Source organism: Pseudomonas sp. SMN11, from assembly GCF_052041945.1.
GTDB lineage: Bacteria > Pseudomonadota > Gammaproteobacteria > Pseudomonadales > Pseudomonadaceae > Aquipseudomonas.
Genome location: NZ_JBKGGW010000019.1, coordinates 24,873 through 49,500, shown reverse-complemented (window position 1 = coordinate 49,500; position 24,628 = coordinate 24,873). Strand labels below are relative to the sequence as shown.

Genomic DNA, 24,628 nt, shown 5'->3' with positions numbered 1-24,628 from the left:
CTGACAATGCCTGCCGCCACCGCCGCCAGCCCCTGGTACAAGCACCTCTGGCCCTGGATCATCATCGGCATCCTGACCACCTCGGTGTGCCTGAGCCTGACCATGGTCAGCATTGCCGTGCACAACCCGGACAACCTGGTCAACGACAACTACTACGAGGCCGGCAAAGGCATCAATCGCTCGCTGGACCGTGAGCTGCTGGCCCAGACCCTCAGCCTCAAGGCCAGCGTGCACCTGGATGAGCTGACCGGCGAGGTGGACGTGCGCCTGAACGGCAACAGCGACCCGCAGACCCTGGAGCTGAACCTGATTTCGCCGACCCAGCCGGAAAAGGACCGCAAGGTGCTGCTCAGCCGGGTCGAGGCCGGGCGTTATGTCGGGCAGCTGGATGACAAGGTCGACGGGCGGCGTTTCGTCGAATTGCTGGGCAGCCAGGATGACCATGTATGGCGGTTGTTCGAGGAAGAGAAGGTCGAGCATGGGGCCACTTTGCAACTGGGTGACGAAGCCATCCAAGGCGCCGAACACCTGCAATAGCCACATCACCATTCCCTGTGGGAGCGGGCTTGCCCGCGAATGCGCCAGACCTGAAAACATCATTGCCTGATCAACCGCATTCGCGGGCAAGCCCGCTCCCACAGGGTATATCATCTGCCCCACCAGCCGTGTTCGCCTTATGACCCAACCCACCCCCTGCTACCACTGCGCCCTGCCCGTCCCCGCCGGCAGCCGCTTCACCGCCGTGGTCCTCGGCGAGCCCCGGCAGTTCTGCTGCCCCGGCTGCCAGGCGGTGGCCGAGTCCATCGTCGCCGGCGGCCTGGAGCACTACTACCAGCACCGCAGCGACAGCAGCGCCAACCCCGAGGCACTGCCGAAACAACTTCAAGACGAACTGGCCCTGTACGACCGCAGCGACGTGCAGCAGAGCTTTGTGCGCCATGCCGGCGACTTTTCCGAGGCGACCTTGCTGGTTGAAGGCATCAGCTGCGCCGCCTGCGGCTGGCTGATCGAAAAGCACCTGCGCAACCTGCCCAGCGTCGGCGAAGCCCGCCTGAACCTGTCCAACCACCGCCTCCTGCTCAACTGGGACGACCAGCAGCTGCCGCTGTCCCGGGTGCTCGCCGAACTGCGGCAGATCGGCTACGCCGCCCACCCGTATCAGCCCGACCAGGCCGCCGAGCAGCTCGCCAAAGAGAACCGCAGCGCCCTGCGCCGCCTGGGCGTGGCCGGGCTGCTGTGGTTCCAGGCGATGATGGCGACCATGGCCACGTGGCCGGAATTCAACATCGACCTGTCTCCGGAGATGCACACGATCCTGCGATGGGTTGCGCTGTTCCTGACCATTCCGATCGTGTTCTACAGTTGCGCACCCTTCTTCAAGGGCGCCGCGCGCGACCTGCGCACCCGCCACCTGACCATGGACGTGTCGGTGTCGCTGGCCTTCGGCCTGGCCTTCGGCGCGGGCATCTGGACGGCCGTGACCGGCAGCGGCGAGCTGTACTTCGATACCGTCGGCATGTTCGCCCTGTTCCTGCTCACCGGCCGCTACCTTGAGCGCCGCGCCCGCGAGCGCACGGCCGCAGCCACCGCGCAGCTGGTCAACCTGCTGCCGGCCTCATGCCTGCGCCTGGACAGCTACGGGCAAACCGAACGTATCCTGCTCGGCGAACTGCAGCGTGGCGACACCGTACAGGTGCTGCCTGGCGCGGTGATCCCGGCCGACGGGCGCATCGTCGAAGGGCGCTCCAGCATCGACGAGTCGCTGCTGACGGGCGAGTATCTGCCGCAACCACGGCGGGCCGGCGAGCGTGTCACCGGCGGCACGTTGAACGTCGAGAGCACATTGAACGTTGAAGTCGAAGCCCTCGGCCATGACTCGCGCCTGTCCGCCATTGTCCGCCTGCTCGAACGCGCGCAGACAGAGAAGCCCCGGCTGGCGGAAATCGCCGATCGCGCCTCACAGTTTTTCCTGCTGTTCTCGCTGCTGGCCGCCGTGGCTATCGGCGTGTGGTGGTGGTACCTGGACCCTGCACGGGCCTTCTGGATCGTCCTGGCCATGTTGGTGGCGACCTGCCCGTGCGCCCTGTCCCTGGCCACCCCGACCGCACTCACGGCCGCCACCGGCACCCTGCACAAGCTCGGCCTGCTGGTGACCCGCGGCCATGTGCTTGAAGGCCTCAACCAGATCGACACGGTGATCTTCGACAAAACCGGCACCCTCACCGAAGGCCGCCTGACCCTGCGCAGCATCCGCCCACTGGCGACGCTGCCGGCCGACCGTTGCCTGGCCCTTGCCGCCGCCCTCGAGAACCGCTCCGAGCACCCGATTGCACGCGCCTTTGGCCGCACCGCCAGCCCCGCCGACGACGTGCAGACAGTCCCGGGGCTCGGCCTTGAAGGCAGGGTCGATGGTCAGCCGCTACGCATCGGCCAGGCCACGTTCGTCTGCGCCCTGAGTGGTGCCGAAATCCCCACCGTTCCGGAACCTCGCGGCCAGTGGCTGCTGCTCGGCGACCGCCATGGCCCACTGGCCTGGTTCGGCCTCGATGATCGATTGCGCGAGGATGCCCCGGCGCTACTCGCTGCCTGCCAGGCGCGAGGATGGCGCACCTTGCTTTTGTCCGGCGACAGCTCGCCGATGGTCGCCGAGGTGGCCGCGCAGCTGGGCATCGACCAAGCCATCGGCGGCCTGCGCCCGGACGACAAGCTGGACCGGCTCAAGACACTGCAGGCATCCGGGCGCAAGGTGTTGATGCTTGGCGATGGGGTCAACGACGTACCCGTGCTAGCCGCCGCCGACATCAGCATCGCCATGGGCAGCGCCACCGACCTGGCCAAGACCAGCGCCGACGCGGTGCTGCTGTCCAACCGCCTGCAGGCCCTGGTACAGGCCTTCGACCTGGCCCGCCGCACGCGCCGCATCATCCTCGAGAATTTGCTCTGGGCGACCCTGTATAATGGCCTCATGTTGCCGTTCGCCGCACTAGGCTGGATCACCCCGGTATGGGCGGCCATCGGCATGTCGGTCAGCTCGCTGATCGTGGTGCTCAATGCCCTGCGTCTAACCCGCTTGCCTGCATCAGTTGGCTTGCCCGCGAACGACACAGCAGCTTACGGAAGGAAGTCGCCATGCCCGCCCTCTATGTGATGATCCCTGCCGCCCTGCTGTTGGTTGGCGTGGCCGTGTACATCTTCTTCTGGGCAGTGGACAGCGGCCAGTACGACGACCTCGACGGCCCGGCCCACAGCATCCTGTTCGATGATCAGGACCCGCGTCATCAGGCGGCCGTCAAACCCGAAGAAAGCGCAACGCCAGACGATAAGGAAACACCACCCCGTGCCTGACCTGCTTCCGCTGCTCGGCTCGGCACTGGTGCTCGGCCTGCTCGGCGGCGGGCATTGCCTGGGTATGTGCGGCGGCCTGATGGGCGCGCTGACCCTGGCCATCCCTCCCGAGCAACGCGGTCGGCGCCTGCGCCTGCTGATGGCCTACAACCTTGGGCGCATCCTCAGCTATGCCTGCGCCGGCCTGCTGCTGGGCCTGGCGGGCTGGGCGCTGGCCAGCAGCCCGGCGGCCATGGCCTTGCGTGCGGTGGCTGCGTTGCTGCTGATCGCCATGGGCCTGTACCTGGCTGGCTGGTGGAGCGGGCTGACCCGCATCGAAGCCCTGGGCCGGGGGTTGTGGCGGCATATCCAGCCGGCCGCCTCGCGCCTGATGCCAGTGTCCAGCATGCCCCGTGCGCTGCTGTTGGGGGCGCTGTGGGGCTGGCTGCCATGCGGCCTGGTGTACAGCACCTTGCTGTGGGCGGCCAGCCAGGGCGATGCGAGCTACAGCGCGGCGCTGATGCTGGCGTTCGGGTTGGGCACCTGGCCGATCCTGCTGGCCACCGGCCTCGCGGCGGAGCGGGTAAACGCCTTGTTGAGGCGGCGCAGCGTGCGCATGGCGGGCGGAGTGCTGGTGATCCTGTTTGGTATCTGGACTTTGCCCGGCCCGCACCAGCATTGGCTCATGGGCCACTGACGGGGGCCGCTTTACGGCCCATCGCAGCCCCTGTATGCCTTGATACAAATCAACACAGTTTCCTACAGACGGCCATAGACTCCGGACACTGCTGCATCATCCGGGGACCGCCCACATGCTCGCCGACCTACGTTGGGATGCCGACCTGATCCGCCGCTACGATCTCGCCGGCCCACGCTACACCTCCTACCCGACCGCGGTGCAACTGCACAGCGAGGTAGGCTCGTTCGACCTGCTCCACGCCCTGCGCGAGAGCCGCCGGGCCGTGCGCCCGCTGTCGCTGTACGTGCACGTGCCGTTCTGCGCCAACATCTGCTACTACTGCGCCTGCAACAAGGTCATCACCAAGGACCGCGGCCGCGCTGCGCCTTACCTGCAGCGCCTGGAGCAGGAAATCCAGCTGATCGCCTGCCACCTGGACCCTAAACAGCGCGTTGAGCAGCTGCATTTTGGCGGTGGCACGCCGACCTTTCTTAGCCATGTGGAACTGCGCCAGCTGATGGCCACCCTGCGCCAGCACTTCAATCTGCCGGATGACGATTCCGGCGACTACGGCATCGAAATCGACCCGCGCGAAGCCGACTGGTCGACCATGGGCCTGCTCCGTGAACTGGGTTTCAACCGCGTCAGCCTCGGCGTGCAGGACCTCGACCCGGCCGTGCAGCGTGCAGTCAACCGCCTGCAGAGCCTGGAGCAGACCCGCACCCTGATCGAGGCAGCCCGCACCCTGCAGTTCCGCTCGATCAACCTCGACCTGATCTACGGCTTGCCGAAACAGACCGTGGAAGGCTTCGCCCGCACCGTCGACGAGGTGATCCGCCTGCAACCCGACCGCCTCTCGGTGTTCAACTACGCCCACCTGCCCGAGCGCTTCATGCCGCAGCGGCGCATCGACAGCAACGACCTCCCGGCCCCGGCAGAGAAACTCGAGATGCTGCACAACACCATTCAACAGCTGACCACCGCCGGCTACCGCTACATCGGCATGGACCACTTCGCCCTGCCCGACGACGAACTGGCCATCGCCCAGGAGGAAGGCACCCTGCAGCGCAATTTCCAGGGGTACACCACCCACGGTCATTGCGACCTGATCGGCCTTGGGGTATCGGCAATCAGCCAGATCGGCGATTTGTACTGCCAGAACAGCAGCGACCTCAACACCTACCAGGACAGCCTGTCCAACGCCCAGCTGGCAACCCAGCGCGGGCTGGTCTGCAACCACGACGACCGCCTGCGGCGGGCCGTGATCCAGCAGCTGATCTGCCATTTCGAACTGGACTTCGAGCCGATCGAAGCGGCCTTCACCGTCGATTTTCGCGGCTATTTCAACGATCTTTGGCCAGAACTGCAGACCATGCAGCGCGATGGCCTGATCAGCCTGGACGACAAGGGCATCCGCATCCTGCCGGCTGGGCGCCTGCTGGCGCGCTCGGTGTGCATGGTGTTCGACGCCTACCTGGCGATGCAAAACCGCCAGCGCTTCTCGCGGGTGATCTGATTGCGGAGTCAATCCACCACATGGACAAGCTCCCTGGGCAGGCACACTATGGGCTGACAAGGACTCCCGGCATTTTCCTGCCGGGTTTTCGCCAGTTCGCTTCAAAGTAGCGCAGACTGGCCTACACCCTCGGTCGTGAGTTACCCTTACGACCTATGTGTGCTTTCCCACAAGGAATGATTCAAATGTCCGAGCCAGTCAAACTGCGCGCTCACAACCAGGCCCATTGCAAGGACTGCAGCCTGGCCCCCCTGTGCCTGCCTCTTTCGCTCAACCTGGAAGACATGGATGCACTGGATGAAATCGTCAAACGCGGACGCCCGCTGAAAAAAGGCGAGTTCCTGTTCCGCCAGGGTGACAATTTTGGCTCGGTTTACGCCGTACGTTCTGGCGCCCTCAAGACCTTCAGCCTGAGCGACGGCGGCGAAGAACAGATCACCGGCTTCCATCTGCCCAGCGAGCTGGTCGGCCTGTCTGGCATGGACACCGAGGCCTACCCGGTGTCGGCCCAGGCCCAGGAAACCACCTCGGTCTGTGAAATCCCCTTCGAGCGCCTCGATGAGCTCTCCGTTCAACTGCCACAGCTGCGTCGCCAGCTGATGCGGGTGATGAGCCGTGAAATTCGCGACGACCAGCAGATGATGCTGCTGTTGTCGAAGAAAACCGCCGACGAACGCATCGCCACCTTCCTGGTCAACCTGTCCGCCCGCTTCCGCGCCCGCGGCTACTCGGCCAACCAGTTCCGCCTGAGCATGTCGCGCAACGAGATCGGCAACTACCTGGGGCTGGCGGTGGAAACCGTGTCGCGGGTGTTCACCCGCTTCCAGCAGAACGGCCTGATCCGCGCCGAAGGCAAGGAAGTGCACATCCTCGACCCGATCCAGCTGTGCGCGCTGGCCGGTGGTGCAATCGAGGCCTGAGGCCGGCGTTTAGCGGGTATACTTGGGCATTCGTTTTCCCAGGATACCCGCAACAATGCACAGCGACGCCTTCGACCTCAAAGCCCTGATCCGCCCGGTAGTGGACTTCCCCAAGCCCGGCGTGATCTTCCGCGACATCACCCCGCTGTTCCAGTCGCCGCGCGGGCTGCGCTACGTGGCCGACCAGTTCATCGAGCGTTACGTCGAGGCTGAGTTCAGCCACATCGGCGCCATGGATGCGCGTGGCTTCCTGATCGGCTCGATCATCGCCCACCAGCTGAACAAGCCGCTGATCCTGTTCCGCAAGCAGGGCAAGCTGCCGGCTGACGTCTTGAGCGAGGGCTACCAGACCGAATACGGCGAAGCCTTCCTGGAAGTGCATGCCGACAGCCTGTGCGAAGGCGATTCGGTGCTGATCTTCGATGACCTGATTGCCACCGGCGGCACCCTGCTGGCTGCCGCTAACCTGGTGCGCCGCACCGGGGCGCAGGTGTTCGAGGCGGCGGCGATCATCGACCTGCCAGAGCTGGAGGGCTCGCGCCGGCTGCAGGCCGCTGGGGTGCCGACCTTCTGCCTGACCGAGTTTTCCCTGAGCGAATACTGAGTCTTCGGGGGGCGTTTTGCGCCCCTTTCGCGACACAAGGCCGCTCCTACAGGGGATCACGTTTCCTGCAGGAGCGGCCTTGTGTCGCGAAAGGGCTGCAAAGCAGCCCCAGCGATTTACAGCGAGATCGGCTTACGCCCGGCGAAGGCATGGGCCAGGGTGCCACCGTCAACCAGCTCCAGCTCCCCGCCCAGCGGCACACCATGGGCAATCCGCGACGCCACCAGCCCCTTCTCGTTCAGCAACTGGGCAATGTAATGCGCCGTCGCCTCACCCTCCACGGTCGGGTTGGTCGCCAGGATCACCTCGGTAAAGCTGCCCTGCTCTTCGATCCGCGCCATCAGCTGCGGCACTCCTATCGCCTCAGGCCCCAGGCCATCGAGCGGCGACAAATGCCCCTTGAGCACGAAGTAACGCCCACGATAGCCAGTCTGCTCCACCGCATACACATCCATCGGCCCTTCCACCACGCACAGCTGCGTGTCGTCACGGCGCGGGTCGCTGCACTGCGGGCATAGCTCCTGCTCAGTCAGGGTCCGGCACTGGCGGCAGTGCCCTACCCCTTCCATGGCCTGGCTCAACGCCTGGGCCAGGCGCAGGCCGCCGCTGCGGTCACGCTCAAGCAGCTGCAGGGCCATGCGCTGGGCGGTTTTCTGGCCGACGCCCGGGAGGGTGCGCAGGGCGTCGATCAGTTGGCGGATCAGGGGGCTGAAGCTCATGGGAAATGCCTGATAAATCAATGAGAGGCGGTTTATACCCAGCGCAGGCATGGGCGTCAAATCAGTAGACCCTGTGAGCGGGCCATTTGCACAGGCAAAAAAAAGCCGCCGCGGTTACCCCGCGGCGGCTCTGTGCAACGCGATGCCTTAGAACGGCATCTTGAAGCCCGGCGGCAATTGCATGCCAGCGGTCATGTTGCCCATCTTGTCCTGGCTGTTCTGCTCGATCTTGCGCACGGCGTCGTTCAGCGCAGCGGCGATCAGGTCTTCCAGCACTTCCTTGTCGTCTTCATCGGTCGACATCAGGCTCTGGTCGATGCTGACGCGCTTGACGTCGTGACGACCGGTCATCACCACGCTCACCAGGCCGCCACCGGATTGGCCGGTGACTTCGGCGTTGGCCAGCTCTTCCTGCATCTTCTGCATCTTTTCCTGCATCTGCTGGGCCTGCTTCATCAGGCCGGCCATGCCACCTTTCATCATGGGGTATACCTCGATTGGGTCATGTGATGCGGCCCGGCGAGGGGCCGGCCGCATGGTTATCGATTACTGGCCCTGGCTGGCCAGGGCTTCTACAGGCTCAATAGTATCCTGTCGCACCGTGGCACCGAACTGCTTGATCATCTGCTGGATCAACGGATCCTGCTCGATCGACAGCACGGCATCCTGCTGGCGCTCGGCACGCTTGCGTGAGGCTGCCTGGGCCGGGGTCTCCTGCTCGGGGCGAATCAGCTCGATCCGCAGGTTCAGGGTGCGCCCCAGGTGCTGGTTGAGCGCCTCGTTCAGCCGGCGTTGCTGGGTGGTATTGAACAGCGCGCCTTGGCCTGGGTCCAGGTGCAGCAGCCAGTCGTCGCCGTCGGCGGCCATCAGCGTACAGTTTGCAGCGATGTTGCCTGTCATGCCGGATACAGGCAACTGTGGGAATAATTCCAGCCATTGCAGGGCCAGGCCAGTCGCGGGCTGGGCAGCCGGCATTGGCTCGGGGGCGGCGGCAGGTGCTTCCTCCTGAACGTGTTCGGCCAGCTCGTCGAGGTAGCTGAAGCCTACCGGGTCGCTTTCGCCACCGTAGTAGTCCTCATCCATGGGCGGCTCATCGTCGCGATCCATGCCAGCCGAAGCGTAGGCGGACGGGTCGAAGGGCGGCTCGTCGTAGGCAGGCTGGGCGCTCTGCGAGGCTGCAACCGGAGCCGGGGCCGGAGCGGGTGCTGGCTCGGGCCCGGGCGCAGGCGTTGGCGTTGGCGTGGGCGTGGGCGCCGCAGCAGGCTCCTCCCAGGGGAGGTCGATGACCTCCTCTACCACCACCGGCTCAGGCGCGGCAACTTCGGGTTCAGGCTCTGGCTCAGGCGCCGGCGCCACAACCGGTGCGGCCTCAGCCTGCGGGGCCGGCGCCACGGGTGCAGGCTGCGGCGGCTCAACGGCAGGCGCCTCGTCAACAACGGCTGGCGCTGCCACCGGGGTTGCCGGATCAGCTGTGGCCTGGCTGATCCCCACTGGCTTTAGCACTGGTTTCGGCGCATCGTCGGTATCTGCCGGGCGGAAGGCCAGCATGCGCAGCAGGACCATTTCGAAACCGCCCCGCGGGTCCGGCGCCAACGGCAGGTCGCGGCGCCCGATCAGGCCCATCTGGTAGTAGAACTGCACATCTTCGGCCGGCAACGCCGAGGCCAGCGCCAGCACCCGGTCGCGATCACCCTGGCCGTTGTCAACTGCCTCGGGCAGCGCCTGGGCAATGGCCACGCGGTGCAGCACATTGAGCATTTCGGCCAGCACGCCGCTCCAGTCCGGCCCCTGTTCGGCCAGGTTGCGCACGGCTTCGAGCAGCGCCCGCGCATCACCTTCGAGCAGCGCCTGCAGCACGCCATAGACCTGGCCATGATCGAGGCTGCCGAGCATGGCGCGCACATCGGCGGCCAATACCTTGCCCTCGCCAAAGGCGATGGCCTGGTCGGTCAGGCTCATGGCGTCTCGCATTGAACCGTCGGCCGCACGGCCGAGCAGCCACAAGGCATCCGACTCGAACGGCACGTTCTCGGCCTGCAGCACGTGGCTCAGGTGCTCGACCACCCGCTCCGGGCTCATGTTCTTCAGCGAGAACTGCAGGCAGCGCGACAGGATGGTGGCCGGCAGCTTCTGCGGGTCGGTGGTGGCAAGGATGAACTTGACGTAGGGCGGCGGCTCTTCCAGCGTCTTGAGCAAGGCGTTGAACGAGTGGGTGGAGAGCATGTGCACTTCGTCGATCAGGTAGACCTTGAAGCGCCCACGGCTCGGCGCGTACTGCACGTTATCGAGCAGTTCGCGGGTGTCTTCGACCTTGGTGCGGCTCGCGGCGTCGATCTCGATCAGGTCGACGAAGCGACCCTCGTCGATCTCCCGGCACACCGAACAGGTGCCACAGGGCGTGGACGTGATGCCGGTCTCGCAGTTGAGGCATTTGGCGATGATCCGCGCAATGGTAGTCTTGCCCACACCCCGGGTACCTGTGAACAGGTAGGCGTGGTGCAGGCGCTGGTTGTCCAAGGCATTGATCAAGGCCTTGAGCACATGGGTCTGGCCGACCATTTCGCGGAACGAGCGCGGACGCCATTTACGTGCAAGAACCTGATAACTCATCGAAAAACCATCGCAGCCTGATCGAGCGGAAGATCGCTAATGCTAGCGGAGCGGGGGCAAAATTGCACCCTGCACGGCTCGTCTAAGCTAAGCAACTGGCGCGCTGTTCAAGGAGGATGTGCATTGCGACGTTTGCTGGCCCTGCTATTGCTCTGGACCACCCACAGCCTGGCGGACCTCCCGGTGCTGCGCTTTTCCGTGGCCGAGAGCTGGAGCATGCCGCTGGTGCGGGTCGAAGGCGGCCAGCCGGTGGAGGGCCTGGTATTCGACCTGATCCAGGCACTGGCCCGGGAGGCCGGCGTGCGCCCGGAGTATCACGTGATGGCCCGCCTGCGCCTGCAACAGGCGATGGATGCGGGTGACATCGATGTGCGCTGCTATGTGAGCAGCCAGTGGTTCAATGATCGGCCGGGGAATTTCGTCTGGAGCATTCCGTTGATTCTGCAGCGCGACGTGTTGGTCGGGCGACCGGGCGACGCCACCCCTGCTCGCCCCGAACAACTGCCACCCCAGGCGATCGGCACGGTGCTGGGGTATGCCTACGGCACGCTGGAGCCGCTGTTTGCCCAGAGGCGCCTGCTGCGCGAGGACAGCCGCAGCCAGCAACTGGCGCTGCAGAAGCTGCAGATCGGGCGGTATCGGCATGCGGTGAGCAATGAGCTGTCATTGCAGTGGTTCAACCAGAGCTTGCCCGCCGAGCAGCGGCTGCAGGTGCAGGCGGTGCTGGAGGAACAGGCGCTGGGGTGCATGGTGAGGAATGACCCGGCGATACCGACCCAGGGGGTTTTGCGGGCATTGGTGCGAATGAAGGAATCGGGGGAGATTGAGCGGATTGTGCGGCGGTATGGGGCGACAGCGTATTCAGGGGAGATTTCGGCGGTCCAGCGTTGAGTTTAGCCCGGACCGCTGGACGCCTGCCTGTATAGAGCATCTGGGCACCTGGAGGCCCTGACGCAATTACCTGCCAGGCACCTGCCAGCCCTCACGCGATCACTGCCTTTCCATAGCCGCCACCAGCGCATCCGCCTGCCCACAGGCAATCTGCATCGCTCGCAGCCCATGCTGGAGCAACTGCCGCGTCTCCTCATCCTCGATCCGTTCAAGCGCCCGGCGGCTATCGCTGTAGGCGAACATCAAATAATGGGAAACATTCATCAACACATATTCCATCGGGACAATGCCCTCGCTGATGGCGCGCGACAGGACCTTGCCTGGCTGTGGATCGAGGTCAAGGGGTGGATCAGGGACAATCTTTTTCATAACAGCTCCGTGTTGATTGTGCTGCGCTCCTCTTGCTTCCACGCATAAGGGTGGCAGCTGTACACGGGGTGGAAGACCAGGTACACGGCAAACCCGGCAGGTACGAATACCTCCCGCGCACAGCTGCCATAACGACAACCGCCAGTGTACTTGCTGGGCTTCCACACCCGATCGCTGAACCGACAGCGACCAGAAAATGCTAAAGGGCAGGCTTCCCAGGGACAATCAGACGGGTGGCAACAGGTTGCGTAGGATAATTCTTCAGCAAATGAATGCGTGTAGGAGATTTCTCTTTTTAGCCAAGGAGAATTCCAGGCACACGCTGCAGCCCTTGAAATATCGGAAAAATCAAAGCCACCGAGACTACAACAACATCCGAAGCGAACGATTTCCCTAAGAAAGGAAACAGAACAAAATAGCTGTACAGGCGCGCTCACTATCGAACAAGGAAGCCTCATGCGTCAGGACGAGCGTGACAACCTGGACCTCGACAGACTGCTGATCGAAAACCACAAACTCAGAGCTGAGGCCATTGAGGAAATCCGCGAGCAATTTCATCTTGACCTTGAGGAACTGGAAGAGGAAATGCGCAGAATCAGGAACGAGTCTCCCTGGCAAGCGCTGGTGCCTCTTGGTCTGGGAGCGGGATTCACTTTGGTTGTGATAGTTGTCGGCACGCTGATCATGCGACACCTGTAGCCAAGTGATACAGAGGGGGACGAATCTGAAAGCCGGGCCGAATGCAATTTTCCGACCCCGGAAATGGAGGCGGCCCCACCAGCCACACCCCGGCACTCGATGTTCCCGCTATGGCTGCTCCCTTCCGGGCCTGACCAGGTTAACGGGTAATCAATGCGGGGGGACCGATGGGGCCACCACTACGCGGCTCGCCAAGCAGCGAGCCGCGCCATTGTACCGGTCTGGGGCGAAGATACAACCTCTAGGGCGAGAAAAAGTCATCATTTCTCAATGACTTGACTGGATTGCGGTTAACGCAGGGTTGGCACAGGATTCGTGTAGGAGCGGCCTTGTGTCGCGAAAGGGGGCGCGAAGCGGCCCCAGATCTTCAGAACACTTCGGAAATGCCGGGGCTGCTTTGCAGCCCTTTCGCGACACAAGGCCGCTCCTACAGGGACCGCAGAACGTCAGACAGTGATGCCATGCTCTGCCAGGAAGGTTACAAAGGCCTCTTCATCCAGCACCTTCACCCCAAGCTCACTGGCCTTGGCCAGCTTGGAACCCGCACCAGGGCCAGCCACCACGCAGTGGGTCTTGCCAGACACCGAACCGGCCACCTTGGCACCCAGCCCTTCCAGCTTCTCCTTGGCGATGTCGCGACTGAAGCGTTCCAGGGACCCTGTCAGCACCCACGTCTGGCCAGCCAGCGGCAGGCCTTCGGCCACCTTCTTCTCGCTGCTCCAGTGCATGCCGAAGGCCAACAGCTGGGCCTCGATATCACGGGCCAGCTTCTGGTTGGCCTCATCCTTGAAGAACTCGCGCACCGCTTCGGCCTGTTTCGCCGCCAGGGCCTGGCGCAGGTCGATGCCGTCAGCCGCGATGATCTTGTCCAGGCTATCGAGCTTGGCGACCAGCTTCTCGGCGCCGGTCGGGCCGACCGAGGCGATGTCCAGCTTGGCGATCATGCCGGCAAGGGTCGTGCTGGCGGCGAACTCGGCAGCCAGCTCGCCTTCATCCTGCAGTTGCATGCCGCAGGCCAGCAACTGCTCGATGACCTTGCGGTTGTGTTCGTCCTCGAAGAAGTTGTGGATCTCGTGGGCAACTTCCAGGCCGATGTCCGGAAGATAGGTCAGCACCTGCGGCAGCGCCTGCTGCACGCGGGCAAGGCTGCCCAGCGAGCGGGCCAGGACCTTGGCGGTCTCCTCGCCGACATCCGGAATGCCCAAGGCGTAGATGAAGCGCGCCAGGCTCGGGCGCTTGCTGGCTTCGATGGCGTCCAGCAGCTTCTTGCTGGAGACCTCGGCAAAGCCCTCCAGGCCGACGATCTGATCGAATTCCAGCTTGTACAGGTCTGCCGGCGAGCTGATCAGCCCTTCATCCACCAGCTGCTCGACGCTTTTCTCGCCCAGGCCATCGATGTCCATGGCACGGCGGGAGACGTAATGAATGATCGCCTGCTTGAGCTGGGCGGCGCAGGCCAGGCGGCCGACGCAGCGGTACACCGCACCTTCACTGGTGGTTTCCTTGCCCTTGCTGCGCTTGACCAACTGGGTGCGCTCGACCTGCGAGCCACAGACCGGGCATTCGCTCGGCACCTGTACCGGGCGCGCATCGTCGGGACGGCGCTCAAGCACCACCTGCATGACCTGCGGGATCACGTCACCGGCACGGCGGATGATCACCGTATCCCCGATGCGCAGCCCCAGCCGGGCAATTTCGTCCATGTTGTGCAGGGTGGCGTTGGACACCGTCACACCGGCTACCTTGACCGGTTTCAGGCGCGCCACGGGCGTGACCGCGCCGGTACGGCCGACCTGGAATTCCACGTCCAGCACTTCGGTGAGCTCTTCCATGGCCGGGAACTTGTGGGCGATGGCCCAGCGTGGCTCGCGCGCGCGGAAACCCAGCTCGCGCTGGGCAGCCAGGCTGTTGACCTTGAATACCACGCCGTCGATTTCATACGGCAGGCTGTTGCGCCGCTCGCCAATGTCGCGGTAATAGGCCAGGCACTCTTCAATACCGGCCGCATGCCTGAGTTCACGGCTGATCGGCAGCCCCCACTGCTTGAGCTGCTCAAGGATGCCGATGTGGCTTTCGCCGATGCTCTCGGAAACCTGCCCGACGCCGTAGCAGCAGAATTCCAGCGGGCGGCTGGCAGTGATCTTCGAGTCCAGTTGGCGCAGGCTGCCGGCAGCGGCGTTGCGCGGGTTGGCGAAGGTCTTGCCGCCCGCTTCAGCCTGGGCAGCATTGAGGCGGTCGAAACCGGCCTTGCTCATGTACACCTCGCCGCGCACTTCGAGCACGGCGGGCCAGCCCTCGCCCTGCAGCTTCAGCGGGATGTTGCGCACGGTGCGCACGTTGGCACTGATGTCCTCGCCGGTGGTGCCGTCGCCACGGGTAGCACCCTGCACCAACTGGCCGTCACGGTACAGCAGGCTCACCGCCAGGCCATCGAGCTTCGGCTCGCAACTGAAATCCACCGCGCCAGGCTGGTCGAGCCCCTCGACCACCCGGCGGCCGAACTCGCGCAGGTCGGCCTCCTCGAAGGCGTTGCCCAGGCTGAGCATGGGCACCTCATGACGCACCTGGCTGAAGGCTGCCAGGGCAGCGCCGCCAACACGCTGGGTGGGCGAGTCGGGGGTGACCAGGTGCGGGTGCTCGGCTTCGAGCGCCTTGAGTTCATTGAACAGGCGGTCGTATTCGGCATCGGGCACGCTCGGCTCGTCGAGCACGTAGTAGCGGTAGTTGTGCTGATCGAGTTCGGCGCGCAGTGCGTGGATTCGGGTTTCGGCGGTCATTTTTCAGGTTCTCTTGCAAAGCAAAAGAGCAGCCCAGGGCTGCTCTTGCGCTTGAAACAGGGTGGGCGAGACCAAGGCCAGGTCCGCCCACTTGGGCACATCAGCGCTTCTGGGTCAGCGCACGGCGCTCGAACTCGACGATGCGCTGGCGGTAGTGCTCGATGGTCTGGGCGGTCAGCACGCTGCGCTGGTCGTCCTTCAGTTCGCCATTGAGCTCGTGGGCCAGCTTGCGCGCTGCCGCCACCATCACATCGAAGGCCTGCTTCGGATGACGTGGGCCTGGCAGGCCGAGGAAGAAGCTCACGGCACGGGTGCTGAAGTGGTCGATGTCGTCCAGGTCGAAGATGCCCGGCTTGACCGCGTTGGCCATGGAGAACAGCACTTCACCGTGACCGGCCATGCTTTCGTGGCGGTGGAAGATGTCCATCTCGCCGAAACGCAGGCCGCTTTCGAGGATGTTCTGCAGCAGGGCCGGGCCCTTGAAGCCGCCTTCGTCACGGGAAATCACGCTGATCACCAGCACTTCCTCGACCGGTGGCAACTCCTTGGTAGCGTTACCGGTGGCAGCAAAGCCGCTGTTGCGGGTGTTGTCGGCGGCGAAATCTTCGTCGGCATCGGCGAACAGGTCGGGCTCACGCGGCTCGGCGGCCAGGTTCAGGTCGCCCTGCTGCTGCGCCTCTGCCGCGCGCTTGCCGCGTTTGCTGGCCTTGGCCGGCTTCGGCTCGCGCTCACGTTCGCGCGCCGGTGCACTGAGCGACGGCAGGTCGGCCTCGTCCAGTTCAGGCTCCTTCTGGGTATCCAGTACCCGCGACGGGCCGAGCACTTCAGCGCTGCCCTCCTCGTCCGGCAGGTTGGAATAACTGCGATCCAGACGGAATTTCAGCTTGCCTTTTCCGCCGCGCATGCGGCGCCAGCCGTCGAAAAGAATACCGGCGATGACAATGACGCCGATGACGATCAGCCACTCGCGCAGACCGATTTCCATGTAATCCCGTGCCTCTATAAAAATATGCTTGAAAACAAAGGGTTCAAAGCCCTTTAACACGTGGCGCCAACTCTATGTTCTGACAGGCGTTTTACCCACGCAAAAAACGAGTGACATTAAGCTAGCACGACCAAAGACAACTTTACACCGTCTGTCGCACATGACAGGGGCATTTGCCTACAGTTTTCGCCCTATCTTCGCTCATCAGGCGTCTACCATGGCCAGGGCCTCCTCCACATCAACTGCAACAAGACGTGAGCAACCGGGCTCGTGCATGGTCACCCCCATCAATTGATCCGCCATCTCCATGGCAATCTTGTTATGGGTGATGTAGATGAACTGCACGCTTTCACTCATTTCCTTGACCAGCCGGGCGTACCGCCCGACGTTGGCATCGTCCAGCGGCGCATCGACCTCGTCGAGCATGCAGAACGGTGCGGGGTTCAACTTGAAGATGGCAAACACCAGCGCCAATGCGGTCAGTGCCTTCTCGCCGCCGGACAGCAAATGGATGGTGCTGTTCTTCTTGCCCGGCGGACGCGCCATGATCGTCACCCCTGTATCGAGTAGATCTTCGCCCGTCAGTTCCAGATAAGCGCTGCCGCCACCGAAAACTTTTGGAAAAAGTGCCTGTAATCCGGCATTTATCTGATCAAAGGTATCCTTGAAGCGGTTGCGGGTTTCCTTGTCGATCTTGCGGATGACGTTTTCCAGAGTGTCCAGAGCTTCGACCAGGTCAGCGTCCTGGGCGTCGAGGTAACGCTTGCGTTCGGACTGCTGTTCGTACTCCTCGATGGCCGCCAGGTTGATCGCACCCAGGCGCTGGATGCGGCCTTCGACCTGCTCCAGGTCCTGCTCGGTACTCTGCTCGCTGGCATCGGCCTCGACGGTGGCAAGCACGCCCTGCAAATCGTAGCCGTCGGCCAGAAGTTGTTCCTGCAAGGTCTTGCGGCGGATGTCCAGGCCCTGGTTTTCCAGGCGCATCTGCTCCAGCTGGCCACGCAGCAACTGGGCTTGCTGCTCGGCCTGGGTGCGGCGCTTTTCGGCATCGCGCAGCGCGCGGTCGGCTTCATCCATGTGCAGGCGCGCCAGGCGCATTTCCTCATCGACGCTCATGCGCCGCTCCAGCAACTCTTCGAGCTTCAGGCGCAGCTCTTCGAGCGGCGCCTCACCTTCCTCGAGGTTCAGGCTCAGCTGCTCCTGGCGCTCGCTCAGGCGTGCGGCCTGCTGCTCCAGGCGCTCCAGGGCCTGGCGGGTGGAGTCGTGCTGCGCACGCAGCGAACCCAGGCGCACGGCCAACTGGTGGGCGTGGTCCTTGTGCTGGCGGGCTTCCTGGCGGATGCGATCGAGAGCTTCGCGCAGGGTGTCGCGGCGCGCCATCAGCTGTTCGCGCTGCTCGGTGTCCTGGGCCATCAGGTCCAACGCCTCCTGCAGCACCAGGCGAGCCTCGCCCAGTTGCTCCTGCTCCAGAGCACGCTGCTCCTGAAGCTCGGTCAGTTCTTCCTGCAGGCGGCGCCGGCGCAGCTCCACTTGCTCGGCACGGGCGCGGCCGGCAGAGAGGTTGGCCTTGAGCTCGCCGTGCTGGCGGTTTTCATCCTGCGTGCGGCGGCGCAGCTGCTCGCGCTGCTCCTCCAGCTCCAGCTGCTGCTCGCGGGTTGCCTGAAGCTGCTGCTCCACCTGCTCCAGCGCGGCTTCAAACTCGAGCTGTTCCTGACCCAGGCGTTCGATTTCCTGACCACGGGCCAGCACGCCGCCTTGGGCCTCGCCACCCCGGCTGACGCGCAGGAAATGGCGGCCAACCCAGTAGCCATCCCGGCTGACCAGGCTCTGCCCTTCAGCCAATTCGGCGCGCCGTGCCAGGGCCTCGGCAAGGTCTTCGACCGGCTGCACTCGGCCCAGCCACGGGGCCAGATCGATGTGCCCTTCGACCTTGTCGAGCAGGCTGCCGGGCTGACGCTCGATGTCGCCAGCCGTCAGCAACAGGCGTAGCTCGCCCTGCTCCAGGCCGCTGAAGTCCAGCCCGGCAAAATCATCCAGCAGCACGGCCTGCAAATCGGCACCGAGCACGGTTTCCACCGCCAGCTCCCACCCCGGCTCCACGCGCAGGCCCTCAGCCAGGCGCGGGCGCTGCTCCAGGCCCTGCTCGCGCAACCAGTCGGCGGCGCCGACGCCCGGCTCCAGCGCAGCCTGCTGTAGTGCCTCCAGCGAGGCCAGGCGGCCGCCGAGGCGCTGCAGGTCACCCTGCTGCTCCTGTTGGGCATGGGTGGCTTGCTGCAGTTGCTCGCGCACGCTTTCCAGGCGCTCGACCAGCTGCTCCTCCGACAATTGCAACTCTTCAAGCAGCATCTCGCTGCTGGCCAGTTGCTCGGAGAGATCGAGCAGAGTGGCATCCTGTGGCTCCACCCCCAGCTGCTCGCCTTCCTCGACCAGTTTGCGCTGTCGTTCGGCCAGACGCTCCAGGCTGGTTTCCAGCTGCTGCAGGCGCGCTTGCTGCACTTCGGCCTGGCGCCGTGGCTCGGCAGAGCGGGTATTGAAGCGGTCCCACTGCTCCTGCCAGCCGTGCATGCCCAGCTCGGCCTCTTCGAGGGTGGCGGCAGCCTCTTCGGCGGCGGCCAGGGTCAGTTCCTGCTCGGGCTCGAGCGTGGCCAGCTCTTCACCCAGGGTGGCCAGCAGGGTGCGATCATGGCCCAGATGCGATTCGGTTTCCTGACGGGTGCGCTCGGCTTCCTTGAAATCGTCCTGCAACTGGCGCAGGCGCTGCTGCCCGTGCTGGATGCTCTGCTCGACCCGGGCGATATCACCGGCCACCGAATAGAAGCGGCCCTGCACCTGGTTGAAGCGCTCGGACAGTTCATGGTGGCCATCGCGCAAGCGCTCGATGCTGGCATCGGCATTGCGCTGCTCGGCAACCAGCGCTTCATGGGCGATATCCTGATCGCCGATCGCCGTCTCGCGCTGGCGCACACGCTCGTCCAGGTCGCGCCAGCGCAACGCCGACAGGCGCGCCTTGAGCTGGCGTTCCTGGGCCTTGTATTCGCGATACTTCTCAGCGGCCTGAGCCTGGCGGTGCAGGCGTTCGAGCTGGCGCTCCAGCTCTTCGCGCAGGTCGGTCAGCCGCGCCAGGTTCTCCTGGGTGCGACGGATGCGACTCTCGGTCTCGCGGCGGCGCTCCTTGTACTTGGAGATGCCGGCCGCCTCTTCGATGAAGTTGCGCAACTCTTCGGGCTTGGCCTCGATCAGCTTGGAAATCATGCCCTGCTCGATGATCGAGTAGCTGCGCGGGCCCAGGCCAGTGCCGAGGAAGATGTCGGTGATGTCCCGACGGCGGCATTTGGTGCCGTTCAGGTAATAGCTGTTCTGCCCGTCGCGGGTGACCTTGCGGCGGATGGAAATCTCGGCATACGCGGCGTATTCACCCAGCAAGGTGGTTTCGCTGTTGTCGAACACCAGCTCGATGCTGGCCTGGCTCACCGGCTTGCGGCTGGTGGAGCCGTTGAAGATGACGTCGGTCATCGACTCGCCGCGCAGGTTCTTCGCCGAACTTTCGCCCATCACCCAGCGCACCGCGTCGATGATGTTGGACTTGCCGCAGCCGTTGGGGCCTACCACCGCCGCCATGTTGCTGGGGAAGTTGACCGTGGTCGGGTCGACGAACGACTTGAACCCGGCCAGGCGAATGCACTTCAGGCGCATCGGTCAGCCCCGGGCCAGCGCCGCCAGCACCAGTTCGCAGCTGCGCTGGCCATAGGCGGTGAGCACCTCGCGGATGCGCGACAGGTCACGGGCAACCACGGCTTCGAGCAGGCGGGCGAACAGGTCGAGGTAGTCGTCCATGTTGGCCTGGCGCTGATCCAGCGCCAGGTAGTAGGCGCGACTCATGGCCGGCTGCAGGTTTTCCACGGTTTCCTGCAGATAAGGGTTGTCGGCGAAGGGGTAGGCAGCGCGCATCACTGCGAAGCTCTCGGCGACGAACACCTTGATGTCCTGATGATCGCGTGCCTGCTGCAAGCGCTGCTGGATGTCCAGGAACGGGCTCAGGTCGGTGTCCAGGCGCCATTTCTGGGCAACGGCGTTGCCGAGCAGGATGTAGAACTCGCCCATCAGGGTGCACAGGCTGCGCACGCTGCGCTCGTCCAGTTCGGTGACATGGGCACCACGTCGCGGCAGGATCGCGATCAGATGGCGACGTTCGAGGATCAACAGCGCTTCGCGCACCGAGCCGCGGCTGACGCTGAGGGCCTGGGTGACCTTCTGCTCCTGGATCCGCTCACCGGGCGCAAGCTCGCCGCGAATGATGCGTTCGGCCAGGTAGTCGGCAATCTGCTCGGAGAGGCTGTCCGGCGCCTTGAACGTCATGGTTTTCCTTCAAAATCATTGAACTGGGCACAAGGGAGCGATTGTAGCGCACTTGCCCAGCCCACGCGCAGAGGGGCATGGCGCTTTATTTGACCCGCCAGGCAGCCAGCCACCCGGCGCGATCTATGCTTGTGATAGGGGCACTGTGTTCGGCTGGACGTCGACATACGCAATTTCCTGACCTTTGAGTCAGAAAAATATTGACCACTGCGACAGGTCTGCTTATTGTCCGCCCAACAACAATAAAACCATTGCGAGGCCATCCCCGTGATCCAGTTTCTCGTCAACCAGGAGCTGCATAGTGAGCATGCCCTGGACCCGAACATGACGGTGCTGCAGTACCTGCGTGAGCACCTGGGCAAACCCGGCACCAAGGAAGGCTGCGCCAGTGGCGACTGCGGCGCCTGCACCGTGGTGGTCGGCGAGCTTGTGCAGGATGAACAGGGCGAGGACAGCCTGCGCTACCGCAGCCTGAACTCCTGCCTGACGTTCGTTTCTTCCTTGCACGGCAAGCAACTGATCAGCGTCGAAGGCCTCAAGCACAACGGCCAACTGCACAGCGTGCAACAGGCCATGGCCGATTGCCATGGCTCGCAATGCGGCTTCTGCACCCCCGGTTTCGTCATGTCGCTGTTCGCCCTGCAGAAGAACAGCCAGGGTGCCGACCTGCATCAGGCCCAGGAAGCCCTGGCCGGCAACCTGTGCCGCTGCACCGGTTACCGCCCGATCCTCGACGCCGCCGAGCAAAGCTGCCGCCTGCCCTGCCGCGACCAGTTCGACGCCCAGCAGGGGCAGACCATCGCCCGCCTCAAGGCCATCGCCCCGACCCAGACCGGCGAGCTCAACAGTGGCGACAAGCGTTGCCTGGTGCCACTGACCGTGGCCGACCTGGCCGACCTGTACAGCTCGCACCCTGAAGCCCGCCTTCTGGCCGGCGGTACCGACCTGGCGCTGGAGGTCACCCAGTTCCACAAGACCCTGCCGGTGATGATCTACGTCGGCCACGTCGCCGAACTCAAGCGCATCGACAAGACCGCCAGCCACCTGGAAATCGGCGCCGCCACCCCGCTCACCGACTGCTACGGCGCACTCAACGAGGAATACCCGGACTTCGGCGACCTGCTGCACCGCTTCGCCTCGCTGCAGATTCGCAACCAGGGCACCCTCGGCGGCAACATCGGCAACGCCTCGCCGATCGGCGACTCGCCACCCCTGCTGATCGCCCTGGATGCGCAGGTGGTGCTGCGCCAGGGCGAGCGCCAGCGGGTCATGCCGCTGGAAGACTACTTCATCGATTACCGCATCACGGCCCGCCAGGACAGCGAGTTCATCGAGAAAATCATCGTGCCACGCGCCAGCAACGACTGGGCCTTCCGTGCCTATAAAGTGTCCAAACGCCTGGACGACGATATCTCCGCCGTGTGCGGCGCCTTCAACCTGAGCATCGAAGACGGTGTGGTCAGCGGTGTACGCATTGCCTTCGGCGGCATGGCGGCCATCCCGAAACGCGCCCGCGCCTGTGAAGCCGCCTTGCGCGGCAAGCCGTGGAACCAGGCCAGCATCGAACGCGCCTGCCAGGCCCTGGCCGAGGACTTCACCCCGCTCAGCGACTTCCGCGCCAGCAAGGAATACCGCCTGCTGATCGCGCAAAACCTGCTGCGCAAGTACTTCATCGAACAGCAAACGCCCTACATCGAGACCCGGGTGACCGACTATGTCTAACCATCACGTAGCCAAGAGCCAAGCCGAGATGGCCGAACTGTTCAGCCAGGACCTGACCACCGGGGTCGGCCGCAGCGTCAAGCACGACAGCGCCGACAAGCATGTGTCGGGCGAAGCGCTGTACATCGACGACCGCCTGGAATTCCCCAACCAGCTGCATGTGTATGCACGCACCGCAGACCGTGCCCATGCGCGCATCCTGCGCATCGACACCACGCCCTGCTACGCCTTCGAAGGCGTGCGCATCGCCATCACCCACGAAGACATCCCGGGCCTGAAGGACATCGGCCCGGTGGTCGCTGGTGACCCGCTGCTGGCCATCGACAAGGTCGAGTTCTTCGGCCAGCCGGTGCTCGCGGTGGCGGCCCGCGACCTGGATACCGCACGCCGTGCCGCCATGGCTGCCATCGTCGAGTACGAAGACCTGGAGCCGGTGCTGGATGTGGTCGATGCCTTGCGCAAGAAGCACTTTGTGCTCGACAGCCACACCCACCAGCGCGGCGACTCGGCCGCCGCCCTGGCCAGCGCCCCGCACCGCCTGCAAGGCACCCTGCACATCGGCGGCCAGGAGCACTTCTACCTAGAAACCCAGATCTCTTCGGTGATGCCCACCGAGGACGGCGGCATGATCGTCTACTGCTCCACGCAGAACCCCACCGAAGTGCAGAAGCTGGTCGCCGAAGTGCTCGACGTGCCGATGAACAAGGTGGTACTGGACATGCGCCGCATGGGCGGCGGCTTCGGCGGCAAGGAAACCCAGGCGGCAAGCCCTGCCTGCCTGTGCGCGGTGATCGCGCGCCTGACCGGCCAGCCAACCAAGATGCGCCTGCCGCGGGTCGAAGACATGACAATGACCGGCAAGCGCCACCCGTTCTATGTGGAGTACGACGTCGGCTTCGACGACGACGGGCGCCTGCACGGCATCAACCTCGACCTGGCTGGCAACTGCGGCTACTCGCCCGACCTGTCCGGCTCGATCGTCGACCGCGCCATGTTCCACTCCGACAACGCCTATTACCTGGGCGATGCCACCGTGCATGGCCACCGCTGCAAGACCAACACCGCCTCCAACACCGCCTACCGCGGCTTCGGCGGCCCGCAGGGGATGGTCGCCATCGAACAGGTGATGGACCACATCGCCCGCCACCTGGGCCGCGACCCGTTGGCCGTGCGCAAGGCCAACTATTACGGCAAGACCGAGCGCAACGTCACCCACTACTACCAGACCGTCGAGCACAACATGCTCGAGGAAATGACCGTCGAACTGGAAGCCAGCAGCGACTACGCCGAGCGCCGCGAGTCGATCCGCCGCTTCAACGCCAACAGCCCGGTGCTGAAGAAGGGCCTGGCGCTGACCCCGGTCAAGTTCGGTATCTCGTTCACCGCCACCTTCCTCAACCAGGCCGGTGCACTGATCCACATCTACACCGACGGCAGCATTCACCTGAACCACGGCGGCACCGAGATGGGCCAGGGCCTGAACACCAAGGTGGCACAGGTGGTGGCGCAGGTGTTCCAGGTCGACTTCAGCCGCATCCAGATCACCGCCACCAATACCGACAAGGTGCCCAATACCTCGCCGACCGCCGCTTCGAGTGGCGCCGACCTGAACGGCAAGGCCGCCCAGAACGCCGCCGAGATCCTCAAGAAACGCCTCACCGAGTTTGCTGCACGGCACTACCAGGTGACCGAGGAAGACGTCGAGTTCCGCAACGGCCACGTGCGCGTGCGGGACCAGATCGTCAGCTTCGAGCAACTGGTGCAGCAGGCCTATTTCGCCCAGGTGTCGCTGTCGACCACCGGCTTCTACCGCACGCCAAAGATCTACTACGACCGCAGCCAGGCGCGCGGCCGGCCGTTCTACTACTTCGCCTTCGGCGCTGCCTGCGTGGAAGTGATCGTCGACACTCTGACCGGCGAGTACAAGATGCTGCGCGCCGACATCCTGCACGACGTGGGCGATTCGCTGAACCCGGCCATCGACATTGGCCAGGTCGAAGGCGGCTTCATCCAGGGCATGGGCTGGCTGACCACCGAAGAGCTGGTGTGGAACGCCAAGGGCAAGCTGATGACCAACGGCCCGGCCAGCTACAAGATCCCGGCGGTGGCCGACATGCCGCTGGACCTGCGGGTGAAGCTGGTTGAGAACCGCAAGAACCCGGAAGACACCGTGTTCCACTCCAAGGCCGTGGGCGAGCCGCCGTTCATGCTCGGCATCGCTGCCTGGTGTGCGCTCAAGGACGCCGTGGCCAGCATCGCCGACTACCGCGTGCAGCCACAGGTGGATGCACCGGCGACACCGGAGCGGGTGTTGTGGGGGTGCGAGCAGATGCGCAAGGCGGTGGCTGCAGCGCAACTGACCGTACAGGAACTGGAAACCGTCACCCACTGACAACGCAAGGCCCTGTAGGAGCGGCCTTGTGTCGCGAAAGGGTCGCGAAGCGGCCCCAGGATCTG

Annotated in this window: 19 protein-coding genes and 1 other RNA gene; 11 read left to right on the top strand and 9 right to left on the bottom strand. The window is 64.4% G+C overall.

Annotated elements, in window-relative coordinates; genetic code table 11:
• Nucleotides 1-6: 6 nt before the first annotated feature.
• From ACLEJU_RS16830 to ACLEJU_RS16800, 7 genes are all read left to right on the top strand, one after another.
• Entirely contained in the window at nucleotides 7-537 is a 531-nt protein-coding gene (locus ACLEJU_RS16830) for a FixH family protein (protein WP_435423627.1), read from the top strand.
• 139 nt (nucleotides 538-676) lie between these two features.
• On the top strand, nucleotides 677-3,148 hold the full coding sequence (locus ACLEJU_RS16825) for a heavy metal translocating P-type ATPase (protein WP_435425626.1): 2,472 nt from the start codon (nucleotides 677-679) through the stop codon (nucleotides 3,146-3,148).
• The gene (gene ccoS, locus ACLEJU_RS16820; RefSeq protein WP_435425625.1) at nucleotides 3,130-3,345 is read left to right on the top strand and encodes a cbb3-type cytochrome oxidase assembly protein CcoS; all 216 of its coding nucleotides are present in this window, start codon (nucleotides 3,130-3,132) and stop codon (nucleotides 3,343-3,345) included. The genes ACLEJU_RS16825 and ccoS overlap by 19 nt, the downstream gene beginning before the upstream one ends.
• A complete protein-coding gene (locus ACLEJU_RS16815; protein WP_435425624.1) occupies nucleotides 3,338-4,021 on the top strand; it encodes a sulfite exporter TauE/SafE family protein in 684 nt (227 codons plus the stop codon). Before ccoS ends, ACLEJU_RS16815 begins: the two co-directional genes overlap by 8 nt.
• A 115-nt stretch (nucleotides 4,022-4,136) precedes the next feature.
• Entirely contained in the window at nucleotides 4,137-5,519 is a 1,383-nt protein-coding gene (gene hemN, locus ACLEJU_RS16810) for an oxygen-independent coproporphyrinogen III oxidase (protein WP_435425623.1), read from the top strand.
• A gap of 185 nt (nucleotides 5,520-5,704) precedes the next feature.
• On the top strand, nucleotides 5,705-6,439 hold the full coding sequence (gene fnrA / locus ACLEJU_RS16805; protein WP_110636726.1) for a Crp/Fnr family transcriptional regulator FnrA: 735 nt from the start codon (nucleotides 5,705-5,707) through the stop codon (nucleotides 6,437-6,439).
• A gap of 55 nt (nucleotides 6,440-6,494) precedes the next feature.
• Nucleotides 6,495-7,043, top strand: a complete 549-nt coding sequence (locus tag ACLEJU_RS16800; protein WP_054573138.1) for an adenine phosphoribosyltransferase — start codon at nucleotides 6,495-6,497, stop codon at nucleotides 7,041-7,043.
• A gap of 116 nt (nucleotides 7,044-7,159) precedes the next feature.
• Here the strand turns inward: ACLEJU_RS16800 and recR are convergent, their stop codons facing one another.
• From recR to dnaX, 3 genes are all read right to left on the bottom strand, one after another.
• On the bottom strand, nucleotides 7,160-7,762 hold the full coding sequence (gene recR / locus ACLEJU_RS16795; protein WP_054884114.1) for a recombination mediator RecR: 603 nt from the start codon (nucleotides 7,760-7,762) through the stop codon (nucleotides 7,160-7,162).
• Between the two features lie 147 nt (nucleotides 7,763-7,909).
• Nucleotides 7,910-8,245, bottom strand: coding sequence for a YbaB/EbfC family nucleoid-associated protein (locus ACLEJU_RS16790; RefSeq protein WP_027921266.1), 336 nt, complete (start codon nucleotides 8,243-8,245; stop codon nucleotides 7,910-7,912).
• A 63-nt stretch (nucleotides 8,246-8,308) separates the two neighbouring features.
• Entirely contained in the window at nucleotides 8,309-10,372 is a 2,064-nt protein-coding gene (dnaX, locus tag ACLEJU_RS16785; protein ID WP_435425293.1) for a DNA polymerase III subunit gamma/tau, read from the bottom strand.
• A gap of 123 nt (nucleotides 10,373-10,495) precedes the next feature.
• On the opposite strand from dnaX, the gene ACLEJU_RS16780 reads away from it, so the two are divergent.
• A complete protein-coding gene (locus ACLEJU_RS16780; protein WP_435425292.1) occupies nucleotides 10,496-11,263 on the top strand; it encodes a substrate-binding periplasmic protein in 768 nt (255 codons plus the stop codon).
• A gap of 99 nt (nucleotides 11,264-11,362) precedes the next feature.
• On the opposite strand, the gene ACLEJU_RS16775 is transcribed toward ACLEJU_RS16780, so the two are convergent.
• Nucleotides 11,363-11,632 (bottom strand): hypothetical protein, encoded by a 270-nt coding sequence (locus tag ACLEJU_RS16775; protein ID WP_435425291.1) that lies wholly within the window; start codon nucleotides 11,630-11,632, stop codon nucleotides 11,363-11,365.
• A 456-nt stretch (nucleotides 11,633-12,088) separates the two neighbouring features.
• On the opposite strand from ACLEJU_RS16775, the gene ACLEJU_RS16770 reads away from it, so the two are divergent.
• Complete coding sequence (locus ACLEJU_RS16770; RefSeq protein WP_435425290.1) at nucleotides 12,089-12,331, top strand: hypothetical protein; 243 nt, start codon at nucleotides 12,089-12,091, stop codon at nucleotides 12,329-12,331.
• Nucleotides 12,332-12,404: 73 nt separating this feature from the next.
• Here the strand turns inward: ACLEJU_RS16770 and ffs are convergent.
• From ffs to ACLEJU_RS16745, 5 genes are all read right to left on the bottom strand, one after another.
• An RNA gene (ffs, locus tag ACLEJU_RS16765) (signal recognition particle sRNA small type) lies at nucleotides 12,405-12,501 on the bottom strand.
• A 276-nt stretch (nucleotides 12,502-12,777) separates the two neighbouring features.
• Nucleotides 12,778-15,108: an NAD-dependent DNA ligase LigA gene (gene ligA / locus ACLEJU_RS16760; RefSeq protein ID WP_435425289.1), complete on the bottom strand. Its 2,331-nt coding sequence runs from the start codon at nucleotides 15,106-15,108 to the stop codon at nucleotides 12,778-12,780.
• Between the two features lie 100 nt (nucleotides 15,109-15,208).
• Complete coding sequence (gene zipA / locus ACLEJU_RS16755) at nucleotides 15,209-16,093, bottom strand: cell division protein ZipA (RefSeq protein ID WP_435425288.1); 885 nt, start codon at nucleotides 16,091-16,093, stop codon at nucleotides 15,209-15,211.
• A gap of 204 nt (nucleotides 16,094-16,297) precedes the next feature.
• Nucleotides 16,298-19,786 (bottom strand): chromosome segregation protein SMC, encoded by a 3,489-nt coding sequence (gene smc, locus ACLEJU_RS16750; RefSeq protein ID WP_435425287.1) that lies wholly within the window; start codon nucleotides 19,784-19,786, stop codon nucleotides 16,298-16,300.
• A 3-nt stretch (nucleotides 19,787-19,789) separates the two neighbouring features.
• Complete coding sequence (locus ACLEJU_RS16745) at nucleotides 19,790-20,449, bottom strand: GntR family transcriptional regulator (protein WP_435425286.1); 660 nt, start codon at nucleotides 20,447-20,449, stop codon at nucleotides 19,790-19,792.
• A 267-nt stretch (nucleotides 20,450-20,716) separates the two neighbouring features.
• Here ACLEJU_RS16745 and xdhA point away from each other — a divergent pair, with 267 nt between their 5' ends.
• Together xdhA and xdhB are read left to right on the top strand one after the other, a co-directional pair.
• Nucleotides 20,717-22,171: a xanthine dehydrogenase small subunit gene (xdhA, locus tag ACLEJU_RS16740; protein ID WP_435425285.1), complete on the top strand. Its 1,455-nt coding sequence runs from the start codon at nucleotides 20,717-20,719 to the stop codon at nucleotides 22,169-22,171.
• Complete coding sequence (gene xdhB, locus ACLEJU_RS16735) at nucleotides 22,164-24,563, top strand: xanthine dehydrogenase molybdopterin binding subunit (RefSeq protein ID WP_435425284.1); 2,400 nt, start codon at nucleotides 22,164-22,166, stop codon at nucleotides 24,561-24,563. Before xdhA ends, xdhB begins: the two co-directional genes overlap by 8 nt.
• Nucleotides 24,564-24,628 lie beyond the last annotated feature (65 nt).